Source organism: Halorhabdus sp. CBA1104 (assembly GCF_009690625.1).
In the GTDB taxonomy this organism is placed as follows: domain Archaea; phylum Halobacteriota; class Halobacteria; order Halobacteriales; family Haloarculaceae; genus Halorhabdus.
Genome location: NZ_CP033878.1, coordinates 450,229 through 468,457, shown reverse-complemented (window position 1 = coordinate 468,457; position 18,229 = coordinate 450,229). Strand labels below are relative to the sequence as shown.

Sequence of the window (18,229 nt, the reverse complement as noted above, 5' to 3'; positions counted from 1 at the left end):
AGTTTTTGCGTGTGACTTCGATGACTGGTTAACAGATAACCTGGGTAACGAAGAGCGTGCCATCCGGCGCGCGATGCATGTCGATACCCGTCCGACTCGCTGTTCGCTGGACGGTGCCAGCTTCATCTACCAGTCGGTCGGTAGCCAGCGTTTCACCGAGTGCTGCCGGCGAATCGACGGACGTCCAGTTCGGTTGGACCGGTCCGAGGGAGTAGATGCTTGCCCGACACTGGACAGCGAAGTTTGCCTCGAGTTCGTCACGTGCGGGTAGCGTGCCGTCCCCGTAGACGGACTTGACCCGGTGCTGGTTGTAGTACGTGGCGACCGCATCGAGCGTCGCGGCCCGCTCGAGCGGGGTACTCCCAGCGGCCCCACGGCGGTCGTTGAGTCCCGCCAGATACGCAGTCTCGACGTCCCCCAGAGACAGTCCGTCAGCCGCAGTGGCGTTGCCGGGTACGTTCTCGACGGTCGGCGGCCCCTGGGGCGTGAGTCCGGGCACCGTCACGACTCCGGTGATCGCAAGCGCGCCGACGGCGAGTAATCCGATCAGCACGCCAATGGCTGCTAGTTCCACCCGGCCGATCAGATCGAGGTAGCCACGCGTCGACAGATTGATCTCCTCGGCTTCGAGGGGCTGTTTCTCGAATATCCCGTGTCCACAGCGGGCACACGGTGGGTTGTTACGCTGGTGCTGTCGGCCACATTCCGCACAGACCCAGACAAACGATTCCCGGTCGCTGTTCGGTGCCTCGGGGACCACGGCCCGCTCGAAATTGTGATGTCCGCAGTTATCACACGGCGGATCGTTCCGCTCGTGTGGTTTGCCACACTGCGGACAGCGCCACTTCATGTCCGTACGGCCGACTTACACGTACAAAACTCTCGTGACTTCCACCCCAGCACCACCCTGTCTGTCGAGCCACTCGTTCACAGCCGGACCGGTACCTCGTGCTCGTCGAGGTACTGTTTGGTTTCCTCGATCGAGTATTCGCCAAAGTGAAAGATCGAAGCCGCGAGTCCCGCATCTGCGCCGGCCTCAGTGAATACCTCGTACATGTCTTCGGGTCCACCACAGCCCGAAGACGCGATCACCGGCGTGTCGACGGCGTCACAGACCGCCTGCGTCAGCGGGATGTCGTAGCCGTCCTTGGTCCCATCGGCGTCGATCGAGTTGACGAATAGCTCACCTGCACCGCGTTGTTCGGCTTCCCTGGCCCACTCGATAACATCGATTCCCGTCCCCTCGCGGCCGCCCTTGACAGTGGCCTCGAACCAGACGGACTCCCCATCGACTCGCTCGTAGTGTTCGCCCTGTTCGTCGTAGCGCCGCCTGGCATCGACGGAGATGACGATGCACTGGTTGCCAAAAGCGGTCGCCCCTTCCTCGATGAGACCCGGGTTCTCGATCGCACCGGTGTTGATCGATACCTTGTCCGCGCCGGCCCGCAGCGTCTCTTTGATGTCCCCACGAGTCCGAATCCCTCCGCCGACGGTCAAGGGGATGAACACTTCGTCGGCGACGTGCTCGACGGTTTCGAGCATCGTCGCCCGCCCCTCGGCACTGGCGGTGATGTCCAGAAAGACGAACTCGTCGGCACCCGCCTCGTTGTACCGCTTGGCCATCTCGACGGGATCGCCCGTATACTGGAGGTCTTCGAAGTTCACACCCGTATAGACGGCTGCATTGCCGTCCTCGTCGAGGTCGACATCGATACACGGAATGATCCGTTTGGTGAGCGTCATCTGGCTCGTGTTATACGGGGCACGGTCAAAAGTAATCCGCACGAACGCCCTCAGCTCGGTCTGAATAGGTTCACACGACATCCGATTGCTCACGACGAAGAAACCATCCCGACGTTGCTCGTTCCGGTAAGTCGAAGTGCTCGCTACGCGAACGCAAACGTATGGCCGACGACCACGACGGAGACCGCCCGGCGTACGACCCGAACAACCCCACGCCCCCGGCACAAGAGCCACCGTACAGGAGTACTGCCCCCCAGAGTGCGTACACGACGAGCCAGGTCGCAATGGGATGGGCAGTCGCTATCGTCGGCCTCGTGTTGACGATCGGTCTCCCTGTGCTGGCCGCCTAAAGAGCACGGACGGTCTCGCTTGGGCCACTCCTCGGTAGTGGTAGATTCGATGCAACTGTTCAGTCTCCAGCGTATCGACGAACCCAACCGAATTCCCATCAGCGATAAGCGACCTGGAAACTGTCGATTCGCGGCAATGCCACCATTTACCGTCCACTTGGCCTCATCCCACTCGCATCATCGGAGATGAACGTCCAACTCCGCTCAGTAATGCTTCGCGGCCGATATACAACGATAGGCAATCTTGGGTGCCTTCTGTAGACGAGGCTGGTCGATTAGAGAAGGTATCCGACTTCGGGAGCAGTGGCGCTGATTGGGATAACTCCGTCGTTCGCTAGGTAAACCGATCACAATAGTTCGCCAGGATGAAAGGGCGTCATGGACTCGCCGGGATTTGAACCCGGGGCCTCTTCCTTGCGAAGGAAGCGATCTGCCACTGATCTACGAGCCCGCGCTGAGAGTTCGCGGACGGGGATAGTTGAATGCGACGATCCCGCGTACGCGTGAGAGCGATTGACGTCCTCACGACGGGCCGACTACGCCGATGGTGCCGGATCGCAGTCAGTCTTCGAGGACGATCTCGATGCTGACGTCGTTGGGGACCTGAATACGCATCAGCTGACGGAGTGCGCGCTCGTCGGCGTCGATGTCGATCAGCCGTTTGTGGACGCGCATCTCCCAGTGCTCCCACGTCGCAGTCCCCTCGCCGTCAGGTGACTTCCGCGCGGGAACCTCAAGCGTCTTCGTCGGTAGCGGGACGGGACCGGAAAGCTCGACGCCAGTCTTGTTCGCGATTTCGCCAACTTCATCGCAGATGGCATCGAGATCCTCGGGACTCGTCCCCGCCAGACGGACGCGTGCCTGCTGCATTATTCGCGCTCGTCGACGCTGAGCACTTTGCCAGCCGCGATGGTCTGGCCCATGTCACGGATGGCGAAGCTGCCGAGCTCGGGAATCTCGCTCGACGGCTCGATGCTGAGTGGCTTTTGCGGTCGAACAGTGACGACCGCCGCATCACCCGACTGGATGAAGTCGGGGTTCTCCTCGGCGACTTCGCCGGAGGAGGGATCGATCTTCTTGTCGATAGACTCGATCGTACAAGCAACCTGTGCCGTGTGAGCGTGGAAGACCGGCGTATAGCCGGCGGTAATCACGCTCGGGTGCTGCATGACGACGACCTGCGCCTGGAAGGTCTCGGCGACCGACGGCGGCTCCTCAGCCGGGCCACAGACGTCGCCGCGACGGATGTCGTCCTTACCGATGCCACGAACGTTGAATCCGACGTTGTCGCCGGGGCCCGCACTGTCGACTTCCTCGTGGTGCATCTCGACGGTCTTGACCTCGCCGCCCACGTCGCTGGGCTGGAAGGTCACGTCGTCACCGGGGAACATCTCGCCGGTCTCGATTCGACCGACCGGGACAGTCCCGATGCCCGAGATGGTGTAGACGTCCTGGATCGGCAGCCGCAGCGGCGCATCCGTCGGCGGCTGGGGTTCGGGGAGGTCGTTGAGGGACTCCAGAATCGTCGGCCCGTCGTACCACGGCGTATTGTCGCTGAGGGTCTCGACGTTGTCGCCCTCGAAGGCCGACGTCGGGATGAAGCTGGCGTTGTCCGTGTTGAACTGGACCTGCTTGAGCAGCTGCGTAACCTCTTCGACGGTCTCCCGGTAGCGGGATTCCTCGTAGTCGACGAGGTCCATCTTGTTGACGGCGACGATGAGCTCGTCGATGCCCAGCGTACGGGCCAGGAAGACGTGCTCCTGGGTCTGGGGCTGGACGCCGTCGTCGGCGGCGACCACGAGCACGGCGTTGTCGGCCTGGGACGCGCCCGTGATCATGTTCTTCACGAAGTCCCGGTGGCCGGGACAGTCGACGATCGTGAAGTTGTACTTGTCAGTGTCGAACTCTTGGTGGGCGATGTCGATGGTGACCCCGCGCTCGCGCTCCTCGGCGAGGTTGTCCATCACGTAGGCGAACTCGAAGCCGCCTTTGCCCTTCTCTTCGGCTTCTTCTCGATGCTGCTCGATGACGTGCTCCGGAACACTGCCGGTCTCGAACAGGAGGCGACCGACGAGAGTGGACTTCCCGTGGTCGACGTGTCCGATGATGGCGAGGTTCTGGTGCGCTATGTCCTCACTCATTGTAATCTCACGCGCAGAGGCGCTGTGTCGCAATCGTTCGGCAGAAGTAATTAAAACGGTTTCGATACGCCACAAATCGCGACCCGATTGTGTCGGGTAGTTTGCGAACGCGTCCCACGGTACGGGCCACAGTCGTTGGTCTGTTCGAGCCGGTGGCCCCGTCTGAAGCAAATGAGTGTCTTCTGATGATATCGATGATCGTCCTCTATCGAGCGTGTTCACTCGAGCCGGCCGACGTCCGAGAGAATGGCAGTCGCTGTCTCGGGACCGCCCGCGCCACGGCCCGAGAGGTTGAGCCGGCCTGCGTTTTCGGTCTCGAGTTGGACGATATTCGTCGTGCCCGTCACCGCGAGTTCGCTGTGCTCTGGGACGAGTCGCGGGCCAACGCGGACCTCGCCGTCGGCCACTTCGCCGACGAGCCGGATCGTCCGGCCGTCCTCGCGGGCGAGTTCGAGCGCGCTCCCTGGGACGTCTTTGATACCCTCGACAGTTGCATCCTCGAGCGTGTACGCTCGGTCGCCCTGCGCGAGGACGTTCGCCAGGATCACGCACTTCAGCGCGGCGTCAGTCCCCTCGACGTCGAAGGAGGGGTCCGTCTCGGCGACGCCAAGATCTTGGGCCTCGGCGAGGACGTGCTCGTAGTCCAGCCCCTCGGCGGCCATCCGCGAGAGGATGAAGTTCGCCGTTCCGTTGAGGATCCCCCGGACGGCCGTCATCGTGCCAGGCCCGTAATCCTCGATGGTCGAGAGAACTGGGATCGCGCCGGCGACGGTCGCCTCGAAGCGGACGCTGCCCGCGCTTTGCCGTTCGAGGGCGCGCACGTCGGCGTACCGTTCGGCCATCGGCCCCTTGTTGGCCAGCACGACGTGGTTGTCCTGCTCGAGAGCGGCTTCGACGTGGCTAAATCCGGGTTCGGCGTCGCCTAGCGTGACAGGCGTCACCTCGATCAGGGCGTCGTACTCGGCCGCCAGCAGCTCGTCGGGATCGCCGTCGCCAAGGTGGGCCATCCCATCGGTCCGCTGGCGATCGAGTGCCGCGGTGACGTCCACGCCGTCGGGGTCGATGGTTGCGGCATCGACGTTGGCCATCGCAGTGACCGTGTGGCCGTACTCGGCGGCGAGTTCGGCGACGGAACTACCGACCGTGCCGGTCCCCATAATCGCGAGGTCCATCAGGCCTCACCCCCGGGTGCGAGGGGCTCGACGACGCGCAAATCCTTCTCCTCGGCGACGGATCGCACCGCATTGAGGGTATCCTCGACAGCCCCCTGTTCGGTCTGTAACCGGAGTCGCGCGCTCGAAGCTTCCTCGACGCCCTCCGGCGCGGACAGCGAGAGGTCGGCCACGGCACCGTTCTCAGCCCGGAGTTGGGAGAGCGTATCTGAGAGGTCGGTGTCGACGAGGTGACCGACCAACAGGACCGTCAGTTCCTCGCTGTAACGCTCTTGGCCGGCCTCGATAACGTTCACACCGGCGTCCCGCAGAGCATCGACGATCCCGTCGAACCGATCGGGCGTCGCTTCCAGATCGACCTCGACGGGGATATGCCCACGCGGGGTGAGGTTCCCGCGCTCGTGGTAGATGCTGAGGAGATTCCCGCCGTGTTCGGCGATGGGCGACAGCGCCCGGAGGAGTTCTCCGGGTTCGTCGACGAGTTCGAGCCGAACTGTGTACGCCCGGACTTCGTCCTGGGGATCGCTCATCTGAGACTCACCTCGACTGGCGAAGACGCGTGTCTGGGCGCGTACATCGTATCCGATTCACAGGCGGGGAGGTATAAGTATCTCTTGAACACGACTGCTCGATCACGTTCACGGTGACTCTTTCGGTTCATCGACAGAATTTACACATATGACATCGAATAAACACTGTGGCAGAAGACGAACAGACCGTCGAAGTGCCGGCAGAAACCCCCACAGCGGCGACTCTACCTCCGCAACTACGGTCGACAGTGCTACTACCGAACGAACGGAATTCGAAAGCCCGACCAGCCCCACGAAAGGCGAGTCAGAAGCTGATGATGCCATTTCACGATTCCACGAATTGGACGAGGACTTCGAGCGCCCACCTGGCGGCTCGTCTGACGAACCGCGACGCGCAGTCGTTACCGACGCAAAGCACGTCGAGGCCGGGGAGGTTCCCGAGACATACCCCCTCGAAGGAGACCCGTCGACGGCAATTGCCCTGACACTTGATTTCGGGATGGAAACAGCCACCGCCTATCTTGCCTGGCCCACCGGCGATAGCGAGACAGGGCTGTCCAGGTTGCTCGACACACTCGACATCGAGTTACCGAACCTCTATGGCGAGACAGTCTTTGTCGAACGACAGGGCGTTCACGCTGTGGTTGTCACACCCGAGGAGACGCCCCTCGGGAGTGATCGCCGAGCGGAGATACTCGGTGGGGTAGGCATCATTACCGGGTGCATCGGAATCCTGGCGACCGTCCCGAGTGTGGAAACGATAGCCTGGCCGCTTTTCGTCCTCATGACGATCGGAATCTTTCCGTATTTCGTCTATACGGATGCTCGATACGTCAAGACTCACAGCGACTGGGACGGCGTGCCGTCAGTGTGGGCAACCTTGTCCGCCCTTCCGTTCTACAATCTGGGTATCGTGGGGGCCTACCTGTGGCGCCGTTCCCGGGCACAGTTTTTCAGCGAACAGCGCTCGCTGAGAGGTTCAATTGCCGCAAAAGTACGCTCGTTGCTGTGATCCGGTTTCATCCAGCCGCTTGGTCACTCGTGGCCGAACACCGGCACCGGCTCGTACGGCTCTTCGAGGTATTCGATATCTGAGTCACTCAGCGTAATGTCTAAGGCCTCAACTGCGTCTTCGAGATGGTCGATGCTGGAGACGCCGACGATCGGCGCGTCGACGTACTCGTTCTGGAACTGCCACGCCAGGGCGATCTGGGCCATCGAGACGCCCTTCTCGTCGGCAAGCTCCTCAACGCGGTTGTTGATCTCCTCGCTGCCCGGGCCTTCGTGATAGGGCGTTCCGTAATCGATCTCGTGCTCGCCGCGCGCGGTCTCGGTAAACTCGTCGTGCGGACGGGTGAGATACCCGGCTGCGAGTGGCGACCAGGGAATGACCCCGATGTTCTCGCGGTTCGTGATCGGGTACATCTCGCGTTCTTCCTCCCGATAGGTCAGGTGATAGAGATCCTGCATCGTCTCGAAGCGAGCCAGCCCTTCACGGTCTGAGATATGGAGCGCACGCTGGAACTGGTGGGCCCACATCGAGGAGGCCCCGATGTGTCGAATCTGCCCCCGTCGGACCGCATCGTCCAGTGCCCGCAGCGTCGTTTCGATGGGTGTGTCGTAATCCCAGCGGTGGATCTGATAGAGGTCGACGGTATCCATACCCAGCCGATCCAGCGAGTGGTCTAACTCCTGCTCGATGGTCTTCCGAGAGAGTCCCGCCGCATTCCGGTGGTCTTTGGCTCCAGAGAACCGGACCTTCGTTGCGACGACCTGTTCGTCACGGTCGTAATCAGCAAGGACGTCACCGAGAATCTCCTCACTCTCGCCCGACGAGTAGGTGTTTGCGGTATCGAAGAAGTTGATGCCCAGGTCGATCGCCCGCTCGACGAGTTCCCTGCCCTCTTCCGCATCCAGCATCCAGTCGTCCTGGCTGCCGAAACTCATACAGCCCAGCGCGATCTTTGAAACCTCCATCCCGGTCGAACCGAGTGTCGTGTACTCCATGCCATACGACACACGACGTCCGATGAAATATATCTACTGGCGTGAAGGGCGAGACAGGGACAGACAGTGGGGGTAGGGTCGAGTTTCAGCTTAATGGACGAAATGGCTGTCCTCAAGCATACGACGGCGCTTGCGCCGTCGTTTCGGCGAGCGCCTTCGGCGCTCGGAAGTTTTTGGTCCAGATTTTTGCGAGGTGGGTTCGCGCAGCGAACCCACCGAAGTAAAAAGGTGGAAACCAGGTGGTCTCTAGAAGTAGTTGATCGCTTCTGGCAGTTCGGTCTTCATGCCCTTGCGCTCGCGGATCTCGGTGATCTTCTCGGGCTGGAGATTGTCGGCCATGACGCGGAAACCGGCGTTCTCCGTGTTCCAGGAGGCCCGACCCTCGGTCGCGCTCCGAATGTCTGAGGAGAAGCCGATCATCTCCTCGACGGGTGCGATACCCTCGACGACCATCAGATCGCCTTCCTGGTACATATCGTCGACGCGGCCACGCCGACCCTGGACCTCGCCACTCGCCGCGCCCATGTGCTCGTTGGGCACGTCGATGCGGACGTCCTGAATCGGTTCGAGCAGCCGGATTTCGGCGTCGATCAGGGAATTGTGGATGGCCTGGCGGACTGCCGGGATGACTTGGGCCGGGCCGCGGTGGATGGCGTCCTCGTGGAGACGCGCGTCGTGGAGACGGATGAGCGTGCCCTGGACCGGCTCGGCCGCGAGTGGCCCGTCGTTGAGGGCGTCTTCCATCCCTTCGAGGACGAGTTCCATCGTCTCGTTCAAGTGCTGGATCCCCTTCGTGTCGTCGATGATCACGTTCGTGCCGTGGATGTGCTCGACGTTCTGGGACGTATCCTTGTCCATGCCGGCTTCCTGCAGGGCTTCACGGCGTTCGAGTTCGGGCATGTCCATGGAAGCCTCGCCGAGCTGGATCGCATCGACGATGTCCTCATCGAGCGGGTGAACCGTGATGTAGAAACGGTTGTGGCGGTTCGGCGAGATGCCTTCGACCTCGCGGCTCTCCTCCTGGGGCGCTTCCCGGAAGACGACGATCGGTTCGCCGGTCGTGATCGGGATGCCCTGATTGCGCTCGATACGCTGGGTGACGACTTCGAGGTGGAGTTCGCCCTGCCCGGAGATGAGGTGCTCGCCAGTGTCCTCGTTGATCTCGATCTCGATCGTCGGGTCCTCCTTGCTGACCTGCTGGAGTGTCTCGATGAGCTTCGGCAGGTCGTCCATGCGCTGGGCCTCGACGCTCTTGGTGATGACCGGCTCGGAGATGTGCTCGATCGACTCGAAGGGCGTCATCTCCGTGCTGGAAACTGTCGAGCCAGCGATAGCGTCTTTTAGGCCCGTCACGGCGGCGATGTTGCCGGCGGGAACTTCCTCAACTTCCTCGCGCTCCCCGCCCATGTAGACCCCGACGCTCTGGACGCGGTTCTTGCCAACCGTCCCGGAGACGTACAGCTCTTGGCCTTCCTCGATCGTCCCGGAGAAGACACGACCCGCGGCGACCTCGCCAGCGTGGGGGTCGACACCGATGTCGGTGACCATCAGGACGACGTCGCCGTCCTCGTCGACTAACTGCATCTGCTCGGCAACCTCGCTGTCGGCGTCACCACGCCAGATCCGGGGGATACGACGGGGTTGGGCGTCGACGGGATTCGGGAAGTGCTCACACACCATGTCGAGCACGACGTTCGAGAGGGGCGTCCGTTCGTGGAGTTCCTGGCGGTTGTCGGCCCGTTCGAGTTCCATAATCTCGCCGAAGTCCATGCCGGTGCGCTGCATCGAGGGCATCGAGACGCCCCACTTGTAGAGTGCGGATCCGAAGCCGACAGTCCCCTCCTCGACGGAGACCGTCCAGTCCTCGTCGATGTCGTCCATCTCCTCGGTCATCCCGCGGATGAGTTCGTTGACGTCCCGGATAACGCCCAGCAGACGCTCTTGCATCTCTTCGGGACCTTCCTGCAGTTCGGAAATGAGGCGGTCGACCTTGTTGATGAACAGGGTCGGCTTGACGCCCTCCCGGAGTGCCTGCCGGAGGACGGTCTCGGTCTGGGGCATCGCGCCCTCGACGGCGTCGACGACCACCAGCGCACCGTCAACGGCACGCATCGCGCGGGTGACGTCCCCGCCGAAGTCGACGTGGCCCGGCGTGTCGATGAGATTGATGAGGTGGTTGGTTCCCTCGTACTCGTGGGTCATCGAGACGTTTGCCGCGTCGATGGTGATCCCACGTTCCTGCTCGTCCTCTTCGGTGTCCATCGCGAGCTGTTCGCCGGCCGTCTCGTCGGAGATCATGCCCGCGCCAGCGAGGAGATTGTCAGTGAGTGTCGTCTTCCCGTGGTCAACGTGAGCCGCGATGGCGATGTTCCGGATGTGCTCCGGTTTGTCCATCAGCGTCTCACATTCCTGTACGATTTTCTTGCGTCGGCCCATGATATCGGTCTCTACCGGTAGGTGCGGTAAAAGGGTAGTGTTTCCGTGTGAGCGTGCGAATAACAGACGAACACGGACGCTCGATAGACGACGACCGGTAAAGACCTTCCAACGGGATTTCGGCCGATAGCATATCGAAGACGCGCGAACGGCGAAACAGAGGAAATACCGACCGTAACAACAGTGCCAGGACATCAGAGTGAATCGGTGAGCGGTACGGAACTCGCTACCGGCCGCTGCCGGAGCCAGAAGAGTCATACGCCGCAAAAACATGTGAACAATACACATGGAATTGGTGGTCGAAGGTCCCGGCCCAGCCGAACCGTTCTACGGGGCGCGAGACATCTTTGAGAGCGAATACGGCCTCAACCAGCCCGTGTCCGTGTCGATTCACCGAGATCCCGACGAGCGGACGCGCGTCAGTCACGGTTCGGATGGCCACATCCTGAGTATCTCCCAGCAGGCAGCGACCAGTGTGATGGCACGGGAGCTGACGCTACACGAGTTTGCCCACATGCACCAACACGAGCAGCGACATCCATCACATACGCTTTCGACGGACGAAATTATCTTCCTCGCGCTTGCGGGTCGAAGCGTCGAGCGACGAACGCTCACCCAGTGCTATCAGATCATCAATCACGCCCGAGACATCTACGCTGACGACGTGTGGATCGACGTATCGCCGACAGCGAAGCTAGCGAGGTTCTTCGAATCCGGGCTTGCGGGGGCACTAATCGACCGACCCAGCGAGCCTGTCGGGTGGGAACGGTCGAGCGGTAGCGACGATCCCGAGATCACCGCTGTCAACGCAGCGTTTGCGGTAGCACTGGTCGAGCGTCACGGACTGGCCGACCCGGACCATCGGATCTACGATTTGGCACAGGCGGCCGCCACAGATGCGCCAAACCTCGGGTTCGAGTACTTTCGAGAGCAATTTCGAGACCTCTCGACTGATCCGACTGAGAGTGAGTTTCGGTCTGCCCTGGTCGAATTGACACAAACGTACGTCACACAAGTGCGGTGCCGGCCGGACCAATCCGCTGGCGCTGACTGAGACGTACCCAACACAGTACCGAAGCGTGGCAGCGGAACGATCAGTGGGCTCGTTAGCCAGTCTCGAATACATTTATACTTCTACGACGCGATCCATGTGTACACTACCAATGAATCGCCGGGGGCTGATAGCGTCGAATGTGGGTGCAGATCGGGGTGTGTCCGAGTTACTCGGCTACGTCCTGTTGGTCGGCATCGTCATGACTGGGGCCGTTGCGATCGTGATATTTGGGGCGTCTGCAATCGGCGGGCTGCAGGAACAACAGGATGCGGAGGCGACCCAGACGATGATGCAGGAGGTCGACTCCCGGTTGGCAACGCTCTCGACCGCAAGCGAATCGCGCGCGGTCGGCTTTTCGTTCGCCGAAACAGACCAGACGGTCCAGCGATCGCCCGATCTTGTCACGGACAGCGGATACGTGAACGTCACAGTCAACGGCAACGGAACCTGTTCAGCGAACGTCTCTCTCGATTCAATTCGGCTAGAAGACGAGGCCGGGACGACGATCGTCTACGAAGCGGGTGGCGTCTGGCGGCTCTCGGAAAATGGGGCAGCGTCGATCGTAACGCCACCGACTGTCTCGGTCCAGGACGGACAGGTTAGTCTCTCGCTGACGAATATGACCGGTAGCGTTGCCGCCGAGGACAACCAGGCTATCTTGAACGCAACTTCGTCAGCGGCCGATTCGACCACAGCGATGAACCAGTTGTTGCAGGGAGATTGTCAGCGGCCCGACAACGTCACAGTGCGGATCCAGAGCGATATGTACCAGGCGTGGGGCGAACATCTGGCGGGCGAAACAGGGTACGATACTCGATCGTCGCCGCCAGCCGGGAGTGGAAGTTACCTCGTTGTCAACGATGGCACCGAAACGGCGACGATCCGCCTGAACCAAAGCGCGTTACCCGAGCGAACGAACGACGCAAAGAACAACGTCGTCGACGTGACCAATGCCAGCTACATGGACGATGTGACGGTGACGAGTGACGGGATCTCCGTTAGCAAGGACGCAAATAACTCATACACAGTCTACGCGGAACCGGTTGCCGACGACATCGAGATCGGATCCGTGCAGAAAATATCCAGTGCTGAGAACATAACGCGACCGCCACTCGACGTGGTGTTCGTCGTCGACGAGTCCGGGTCGATGGCAGATCCCTCACCAGGCACGGGCGGAGATCGAAAGTACGAAGACGCCAGACAGGCGATGCGAACTTTCACGACCTATCTCGATGACGGCGATCGGGTTGGCCTCGTTGGATTTAGGGGTACTGGGTATAACAGGCCGTATAGGGCACACACGTTTCGATCGAATGGTCGTATATTAACTGGTGACTTCGGTAAATTTCACTCGACCACAAATAAGACAACATACAATTCGAACACGTATACGGCAACGGGGATGAGGCGAGCGAACGAGATCCTGAATACGCGGTCGAACGCCTCTCGTAACAAGTATATCGTCATGTTGACTGATGGGAAAAATGAGGGCTATAACCAGAATCAAGATTTCTATATTAATGGAAATATAAAAAATGGCCCTGATGATGCGACGAAACGAATCGCAACACTTGCACACAATTCCGGGACGACGGTGTTCACGATCGGATTCGGATCGAGCGAGAGTGACCTCAATCCCGGCTTTCTCAACCAAACCGCACTCAACGGGGGCGGAGAATACTACTACGCCGCAAATGCCAGTGCGTTAGAATCGGCATTTGAATCACTCAGCCAACAGATAACGAGTACAAAACAGGTCGGACACCTCCCACTCTCTACGAACCTATCGAGTAAAACAGCCGCCTATCCGCCACAGATTACCGGAAACGTCGACGACATCGCGAACGTCACGACGGGCAATAATACGTTCCTCAACGTCAATGATCCCACCGCCCCGTCGACGTTCAGCCACGCGTTCACAGTCTCCGAGGGAGACATGGTGAACTTTAGTGCGATGACAGGACAGCCCCCGGATTGGGGTTGTGATAATTGGGTGTCAACAGGTCAAACGACAGCCATCAATGGTACGGATGGGACAGAGTCAGCGCCAGTGACTCGATGTGCGCGGATGAACAAGTCTGGATTGAAAGAATTGGGCGAGGATGAGGTGACTGTGTTTACGAGTGAGGATGCGACCCTATTGGAAGATAACCTGACGAACAACTGGAAAACGTCTGAATGGCAAACGAACCTCACCACGGTGATGAAAAATAGAGGCCTATACAATAGGACCAACGGGTTGACGCTCGAAAGTAACCAAGTGATTGTCGCCTACGACTTTCCCCAGGAGGCCGATAGCGAGACAGACAATATCATGTTGATGCTATACACGGTTGGCCTGAGCGAGGAGAGCGCCAAACCGAGCGGCATTGTTGACATCGATATCAATAATGTCAGAATTGAGGGGTGAAGTGGCGGGAGAACCCAAGCCAAACGCCTGATTCGGCTGTCACCGATCAAACTCGATCGTCACGTTCTGTCGCCGAACGAAGACTCGATCGAGCGAGTCTGAAGCCCCACACTGTGCTGTTGGCCCCGAGACCGTCCAGTTTGCTGCCTCGTCGAAGTGATCGAGCCACGCATCTTCACGCGCAGAGGCAAACGAGACTGAAATCGAAGTAACGTCACTCACAGACCCCCGACCGGATTGATTGATCGGATACAGGAGGTCAGTTCCGTTCGCTGCCGCTGTCACTTCCAGTGCGCCGCCACCGCTCGCGGATGTCTCTGGCGACTGGAGCGTCACGAACGACAACACAGCCACATTATCTGTACAGACGAAGCCTGGCTGCTGGTTGATCGTTCCGCCATCTTCTCGCCCGCGAAAGGTCGCGCCACTCTCGTAAGAAATGTTCGTTGAACCTTTCGAATACACCAATGCGTGCAGCGGGACTGTCAAAGAGCGATCGGCGCCGCTCGCTCGATTGAGCGTCACCGTCGCCGTCGACCCTCGCTCGATACCGATGGTTCCCTGGTAGAGATCCAGTGATTCCTGGCGAATGATAGCTCCGCCCTCTTCGATCGAATCGAAGGAGTTGGCGAAAATCTCGAAGGCACTCTCAGCATTGTCGAGTTGCTGGTTCGTTTTGAAATCGTCGAGCTGGGCGAAGCCAACTGTTGAGACCAGGACGACCGACGTCATGATGATAGAAAACGTGAGAATGAACCCAACCAGATCAGAGACAGCCCGGTCACTCTGTGCCTTGGATGTCACCGAGCTATGGAACGTGTCGGCGTTGTCTTGGCCGGGTGTCGTTCCCTCGCGAGAGAGATCCGGTCTCACAGTTAGCTTCCTCCGTTGACGATCGTCGAGACTGCAACATCTTCCCCCTCGATGGTGACCCAGTATTCGACGCGGAATGTCGTGTCAGCTGGATCCCCCCCTCCACGAAGGCCACGAATGCGGACCGTCGCCGTGTCTGATCGGTCTATCATATCAGTTGACGTGATAGTGATGTATCGCTCACCATCAGTGAGGGTTGCTGGGTCGGCACCGTTCAATTCTTGCGGGTGGTTCCAGCTCCCATCGTCGGTATAATCAATCTTGATCTCTGGATCTGGCGTGTCTGGTGAACATCCAAAAAATCTACAATCTTCGTCGCCATCTACTGACCCTTCGATATAGTGAATGTAATCGTACCCTGAACCGGCATCGACGTTTAATCCCCCCAACACAACATCTTTTGGCCAGTGATTTGTTAGCTCTAATTCGACGTAATCTCCACTTGATCCCGATCCTGAATCAACGATCGTCCCGGTCAATCCGGATGTCGTGACGTTTTCTCCTCGTGGCCGTTTCGATGCCGTTAGTCCATCGTTATCAGTAACTTTGAGCGTCACATTGTGTTCACCGGGGGGAAGTGGAGACGTCGTCGTGAAAGTATTGCCCTCGTTGGGATGGGGCGTGCCGTCGATATACCACGTATGGTTCACAACAGTTCCATCCGGGTCTGTCGTGTTTGCGCTGAATGTGACGGTCTCGTTGCTGGTGGGAAACCCCGGAGAGATGGTGAAGTTCTCGATGATCGGCGCCTCCTGTTGTAGATTGGTGATATTCTGGCCACCGGATCGACCGACATCGGCTCCCACGCCAACACGTAGGTCCTGTTCGACTGGGACGACGGCAGCGTCAGTCGTCACGCCCGTCGTCTTGGTCGCCGAGACGCCGAACGTAGATTGATCGACGCGATCGATCGAGAGCCGGACGTCAGAGCGATTTTGAACGGCAAACTCACGCACCGTGTTCTCACCAGTTCGGGTAATCTCCACCACCAGACACGCATTCGCCGCCATGCCGAGCGTGCACTCACCTGGCGATCGTAGCTCCACGGAGTAGGCGTTCGAGACGATATCTCGTGGCTGGCTGCTCTGCAACGAGGCTTGCTGGCTATTGCGGGCCAGTCTGCCGACGGTTTCCAGTTCTGTCGCCAGTTCAGTGCCGACACTCTCGATCACGGTATCGGAAGCGTACTGCTTTTGGTCTGCCAGATAGCCGTTGGCGGCGATCAACAACCCCACGACGAGTACTGTCGTGATCCCGAGGGAGAGAGTGTGCGTGATCGGTGTCGAAAGTGCTCTGTCAGTATCCAGGCGGTGATGGCAGTTCGAATCTGATCGGTGCGATATCTGTGTGTCTTGCTGGTGGTCGTTCATGAGGTCCCCCGTAGACGCTGACGTTACGTTGCTGGCTGAGTTGGACAGTCTCACTCAAATAAGTGAGATCGATCGAACCTTGCCAGACCGCTGGTGTGAGACATCGTTCTCCCCCAGAAGCAGTGCACGTCGGAAGACCGTTCCAGGGAGTCCCGTCCCAGGTTCGATTGGTCACGATCGCGTACTGGCCAGTGATTTCAGTCCCGTTGTGGACATCGACGGTCATGGGCGCGTTGAGTGTCTCCTCGATGCCAGGGAACGTACACTCGCCGGTTGGGCTCGACCCACCATAGAGATCTACAAGAGCGCGCCCCCCGGTCGACTGGCACGACACAGCGTCCAGCACGGATCCGGAGCCGTCAGTCACAATGACACTGAGATTATCATTGGCTGATTGGTTCAGTGTGTAGTTGAGCGTCTCACTCCCGTGAGTGACAGAAATCGTCGACTCGGTCGTCGACGTGTCTCGAACGTTCACGTTCAGTAGGAACCAACCGATGTCGCTCGTTGAACCGGGTACAACTCCCCAGTCCCCATTGGTCGGGTTACCTGGTTCCGAGAAGTTCCGGTCTTGCCACTGGACGATTCGCGTGCCATTTACCACAGTTCCACTGTAGGTAACGTTCGCGTAGACTGTTCCCGTCGTCGCGAACGAACGAGACAGGCCGTCGCTGTACTCCATGAGAGCCCGTGTCGTGTTGGCGTTGACGTCTGAGATCGACCGGTTGCGCTGGACGTGGTTCACCCGGAGCATGATCGAGCGAGCATTGCGGGTGGCTTCGTAGGTGAATTCGTCGACGTCGTTGATCTGGGTCGCTTCCTGCGCTGAGCCGACGTTTGCAGTGTACAGTACAGTGTTGATGACCAGTGCCAGGGCGACAATCGTGACGGCGATAAGCACTGCGCCGATCAAGAGCATCTGCCCACGGCTGGCCGCCTCGAAGCGCTCGCCCCGTGGCCCGATTCGATCAGTCACCATACGATCAGTCGCACCTCCAAAACGTTGTAGACAGGACCGTCGACGGCATTGGGCACCGGGTAGTACCCACTCTTGTTGCCCGGGTTACGCGTCGGGTGGGTATCGTACTCCCACAATTCCGCCGCTCCAGCCGACGGCGACGTAAGAGTCATATTGTCATAGAGGACGACCCGATGGGTCGCTACGACGGCACTCTCCGAGGGCGTTCCCTGTGAGGCGACCGTGACGGCACCCGTTCCGTTCGACGGATCCCCTTCCAGATACGTCATCTCGACGTTGTACAGCCGGCCCCTGGTAGCGAAATTCTCGACCAGCAAATCTCCAAATGAACCCGGTATGCGTTGGGTCCCATAGCCGACATCCGGATTGACAGCGCCTGCGAAAGTCCGACTTTGCTGTGACCAGTTTCGGACGAGCGTCGACAGACGCTCCCGTTCGGACTGTGAAGCCACCATCAACGTGTCATCGGCTTGCTGGCGGAGGTCTGCCCGGACTGCCGGGTCGACAGTGCCGCCAGTCGTCGGCGTGATGATGACGACCTGCATCGCGTACCACAGTGCCGTCAGAATGAGAATTGCACCGACGAGCCCTTCGAGTGTAAATGCCTGTCCGCGGTCATCGTCCCCCGTTCCCAATGTACGCGTTCGTTCCTGTCTCATGTTACCACGTCCGTACGACGAGTCGACAACCCGGATCACAGCCAGAGAACCCGGTATCGACAATCCGCACCGAGATGGCAGTCCGATCGTTCGTGACTGGATTGCCGGACGCGTTGAGATGTGCCATCCCATCCAGTCGCTGTAATGTTATGTTGAGTCCTGTATCACTCGGGAGTCCAAATTGCGACTTGAGGTCCGCAACCGACCGAGAATCGTTGAATACCGTCTGGTTCAGTCGTGTGGCGTTCAGGACGTTTGGCTCGGCGGGCTTCGAGAAGTTCGAGACGATCTCGGCGGTGACGCGATCGGCTGCGGCCTCAGTATTGCCGTCGAGCGACGATTCAAACGGCGTCAACAACCCCGGAAACAGCGCCAACACGAACATGAAGCCAATCATGAAGATGCTAATTCCCAGAACGAAATCTTGCATCGTCTGGGCACGGTCCTGCTGGTCGGCCTCTCGCCAACCCTTCTCGTTCGCGTCCTTCGAATCCCGACGTATCAT

The 18,229-nt window shown here is 59.6% G+C and carries 17 protein-coding genes and 1 tRNA gene; 4 read left to right on the top strand and 14 right to left on the bottom strand.

Annotation, left to right across the window (positions count from 1 at the left end):
- Positions 1–28: 28 nt before the first annotated feature.
- A complete protein-coding gene (locus tag Hrd1104_RS02450) occupies positions 29–850 on the bottom strand; it encodes a hypothetical protein (RefSeq protein WP_154551255.1) in 822 nt (273 codons plus the stop codon).
- Positions 851–927: 77 nt separating this feature from the next.
- Positions 928–1,743, bottom strand: a complete 816-nt coding sequence (gene hisF, locus Hrd1104_RS02445) for an imidazole glycerol phosphate synthase subunit HisF (RefSeq protein ID WP_154551254.1) — start codon at positions 1,741–1,743, stop codon at positions 928–930.
- 161 nt (positions 1,744–1,904) lie between these two features.
- Between hisF and Hrd1104_RS02440 the strand changes: the two genes are divergently transcribed.
- Positions 1,905–2,093 carry a hypothetical protein gene (locus tag Hrd1104_RS02440; RefSeq protein WP_154551253.1) on the top strand — a complete coding sequence of 63 codons (189 nt, stop codon included), beginning with the start codon at positions 1,905–1,907 and terminating at the stop codon, positions 2,091–2,093.
- A gap of 379 nt (positions 2,094–2,472) precedes the next feature.
- Here Hrd1104_RS02440 and Hrd1104_RS02435 read toward each other — a convergent pair.
- From Hrd1104_RS02435 to Hrd1104_RS02415, 5 genes are all read right to left on the bottom strand, one after another.
- A tRNA-Ala gene (locus Hrd1104_RS02435) sits at positions 2,473–2,544 on the bottom strand.
- Between the two features lie 110 nt (positions 2,545–2,654).
- The gene (gene rpsJ, locus Hrd1104_RS02430) at positions 2,655–2,966 is read right to left on the bottom strand and encodes a 30S ribosomal protein S10 (RefSeq protein ID WP_199268329.1); all 312 of its coding nucleotides are present in this window, start codon (positions 2,964–2,966) and stop codon (positions 2,655–2,657) included.
- Positions 2,963–4,234, bottom strand: coding sequence for a translation elongation factor EF-1 subunit alpha (tuf, locus tag Hrd1104_RS02425; protein WP_154551251.1), 1,272 nt, complete (start codon positions 4,232–4,234; stop codon positions 2,963–2,965). The genes rpsJ and tuf overlap by 4 nt, the downstream gene beginning before the upstream one ends.
- A gap of 218 nt (positions 4,235–4,452) precedes the next feature.
- Entirely contained in the window at positions 4,453–5,406 is a 954-nt protein-coding gene (locus tag Hrd1104_RS02420; protein ID WP_154551250.1) for a homoserine dehydrogenase, read from the bottom strand.
- Entirely contained in the window at positions 5,406–5,936 is a 531-nt protein-coding gene (locus Hrd1104_RS02415) for an amino acid-binding protein (protein WP_154551249.1), read from the bottom strand. Before Hrd1104_RS02415 ends, Hrd1104_RS02420 begins: the two co-directional genes overlap by 1 nt.
- Positions 5,937–6,276: 340 nt before the next feature.
- Here Hrd1104_RS02415 and Hrd1104_RS02410 point away from each other — a divergent pair, with 340 nt between their 5' ends.
- A complete protein-coding gene (locus tag Hrd1104_RS02410; RefSeq protein WP_154551248.1) occupies positions 6,277–6,948 on the top strand; it encodes a hypothetical protein in 672 nt (223 codons plus the stop codon).
- 23 nt (positions 6,949–6,971) lie between these two features.
- Here Hrd1104_RS02410 and Hrd1104_RS02405 read toward each other — a convergent pair whose 3' ends face one another.
- Both Hrd1104_RS02405 and Hrd1104_RS02400 read right to left on the bottom strand, forming a co-directional pair.
- Positions 6,972–7,943 (bottom strand): aldo/keto reductase, encoded by a 972-nt coding sequence (locus Hrd1104_RS02405; RefSeq protein WP_154551247.1) that lies wholly within the window; start codon positions 7,941–7,943, stop codon positions 6,972–6,974.
- Positions 7,944–8,189: 246 nt separating this feature from the next.
- The gene (locus tag Hrd1104_RS02400; RefSeq protein WP_154551246.1) at positions 8,190–10,379 is read right to left on the bottom strand and encodes an elongation factor EF-2; all 2,190 of its coding nucleotides are present in this window, start codon (positions 10,377–10,379) and stop codon (positions 8,190–8,192) included.
- Between the two features lie 286 nt (positions 10,380–10,665).
- Between Hrd1104_RS02400 and Hrd1104_RS02395 the strand changes: the two genes are divergently transcribed.
- Positions 10,666–11,433 (top strand): DUF5781 family protein, encoded by a 768-nt coding sequence (locus Hrd1104_RS02395; RefSeq protein ID WP_154551245.1) that lies wholly within the window; start codon positions 10,666–10,668, stop codon positions 11,431–11,433.
- Positions 11,434–11,590: 157 nt separating this feature from the next.
- Positions 11,591–13,843 (top strand): VWA domain-containing protein, encoded by a 2,253-nt coding sequence (locus Hrd1104_RS02390; protein ID WP_195837614.1) that lies wholly within the window; start codon positions 11,591–11,593, stop codon positions 13,841–13,843.
- Between the two features lie 39 nt (positions 13,844–13,882).
- Here Hrd1104_RS02390 and Hrd1104_RS02385 read toward each other — a convergent pair whose 3' ends face one another.
- The 5 genes from Hrd1104_RS02385 to Hrd1104_RS02365 all read right to left on the bottom strand — a co-directional run bounded on the left by Hrd1104_RS02385 (position 13,883) and on the right by Hrd1104_RS02365 (position 18,229).
- The gene (locus tag Hrd1104_RS02385; RefSeq protein WP_154551243.1) at positions 13,883–14,716 is read right to left on the bottom strand and encodes a hypothetical protein; all 834 of its coding nucleotides are present in this window, start codon (positions 14,714–14,716) and stop codon (positions 13,883–13,885) included.
- Positions 14,717–14,718: 2 nt separating this feature from the next.
- On the bottom strand, positions 14,719–15,951 hold the full coding sequence (locus Hrd1104_RS02380) for a PKD domain-containing protein (RefSeq protein WP_195837613.1): 1,233 nt from the start codon (positions 15,949–15,951) through the stop codon (positions 14,719–14,721).
- Positions 15,952–16,012: 61 nt separating this feature from the next.
- Positions 16,013–17,065, bottom strand: coding sequence for a hypothetical protein (locus Hrd1104_RS02375; RefSeq protein ID WP_154551241.1), 1,053 nt, complete (start codon positions 17,063–17,065; stop codon positions 16,013–16,015).
- On the bottom strand, positions 17,059–17,724 hold the full coding sequence (locus Hrd1104_RS02370) for a hypothetical protein (protein ID WP_154551240.1): 666 nt from the start codon (positions 17,722–17,724) through the stop codon (positions 17,059–17,061). The genes Hrd1104_RS02375 and Hrd1104_RS02370 overlap by 7 nt, the downstream gene beginning before the upstream one ends.
- Position 17,725: 1 nt before the next feature.
- Positions 17,726–18,229, bottom strand: coding sequence for a hypothetical protein (locus tag Hrd1104_RS02365; protein WP_154551239.1), 504 nt, complete (start codon positions 18,227–18,229; stop codon positions 17,726–17,728).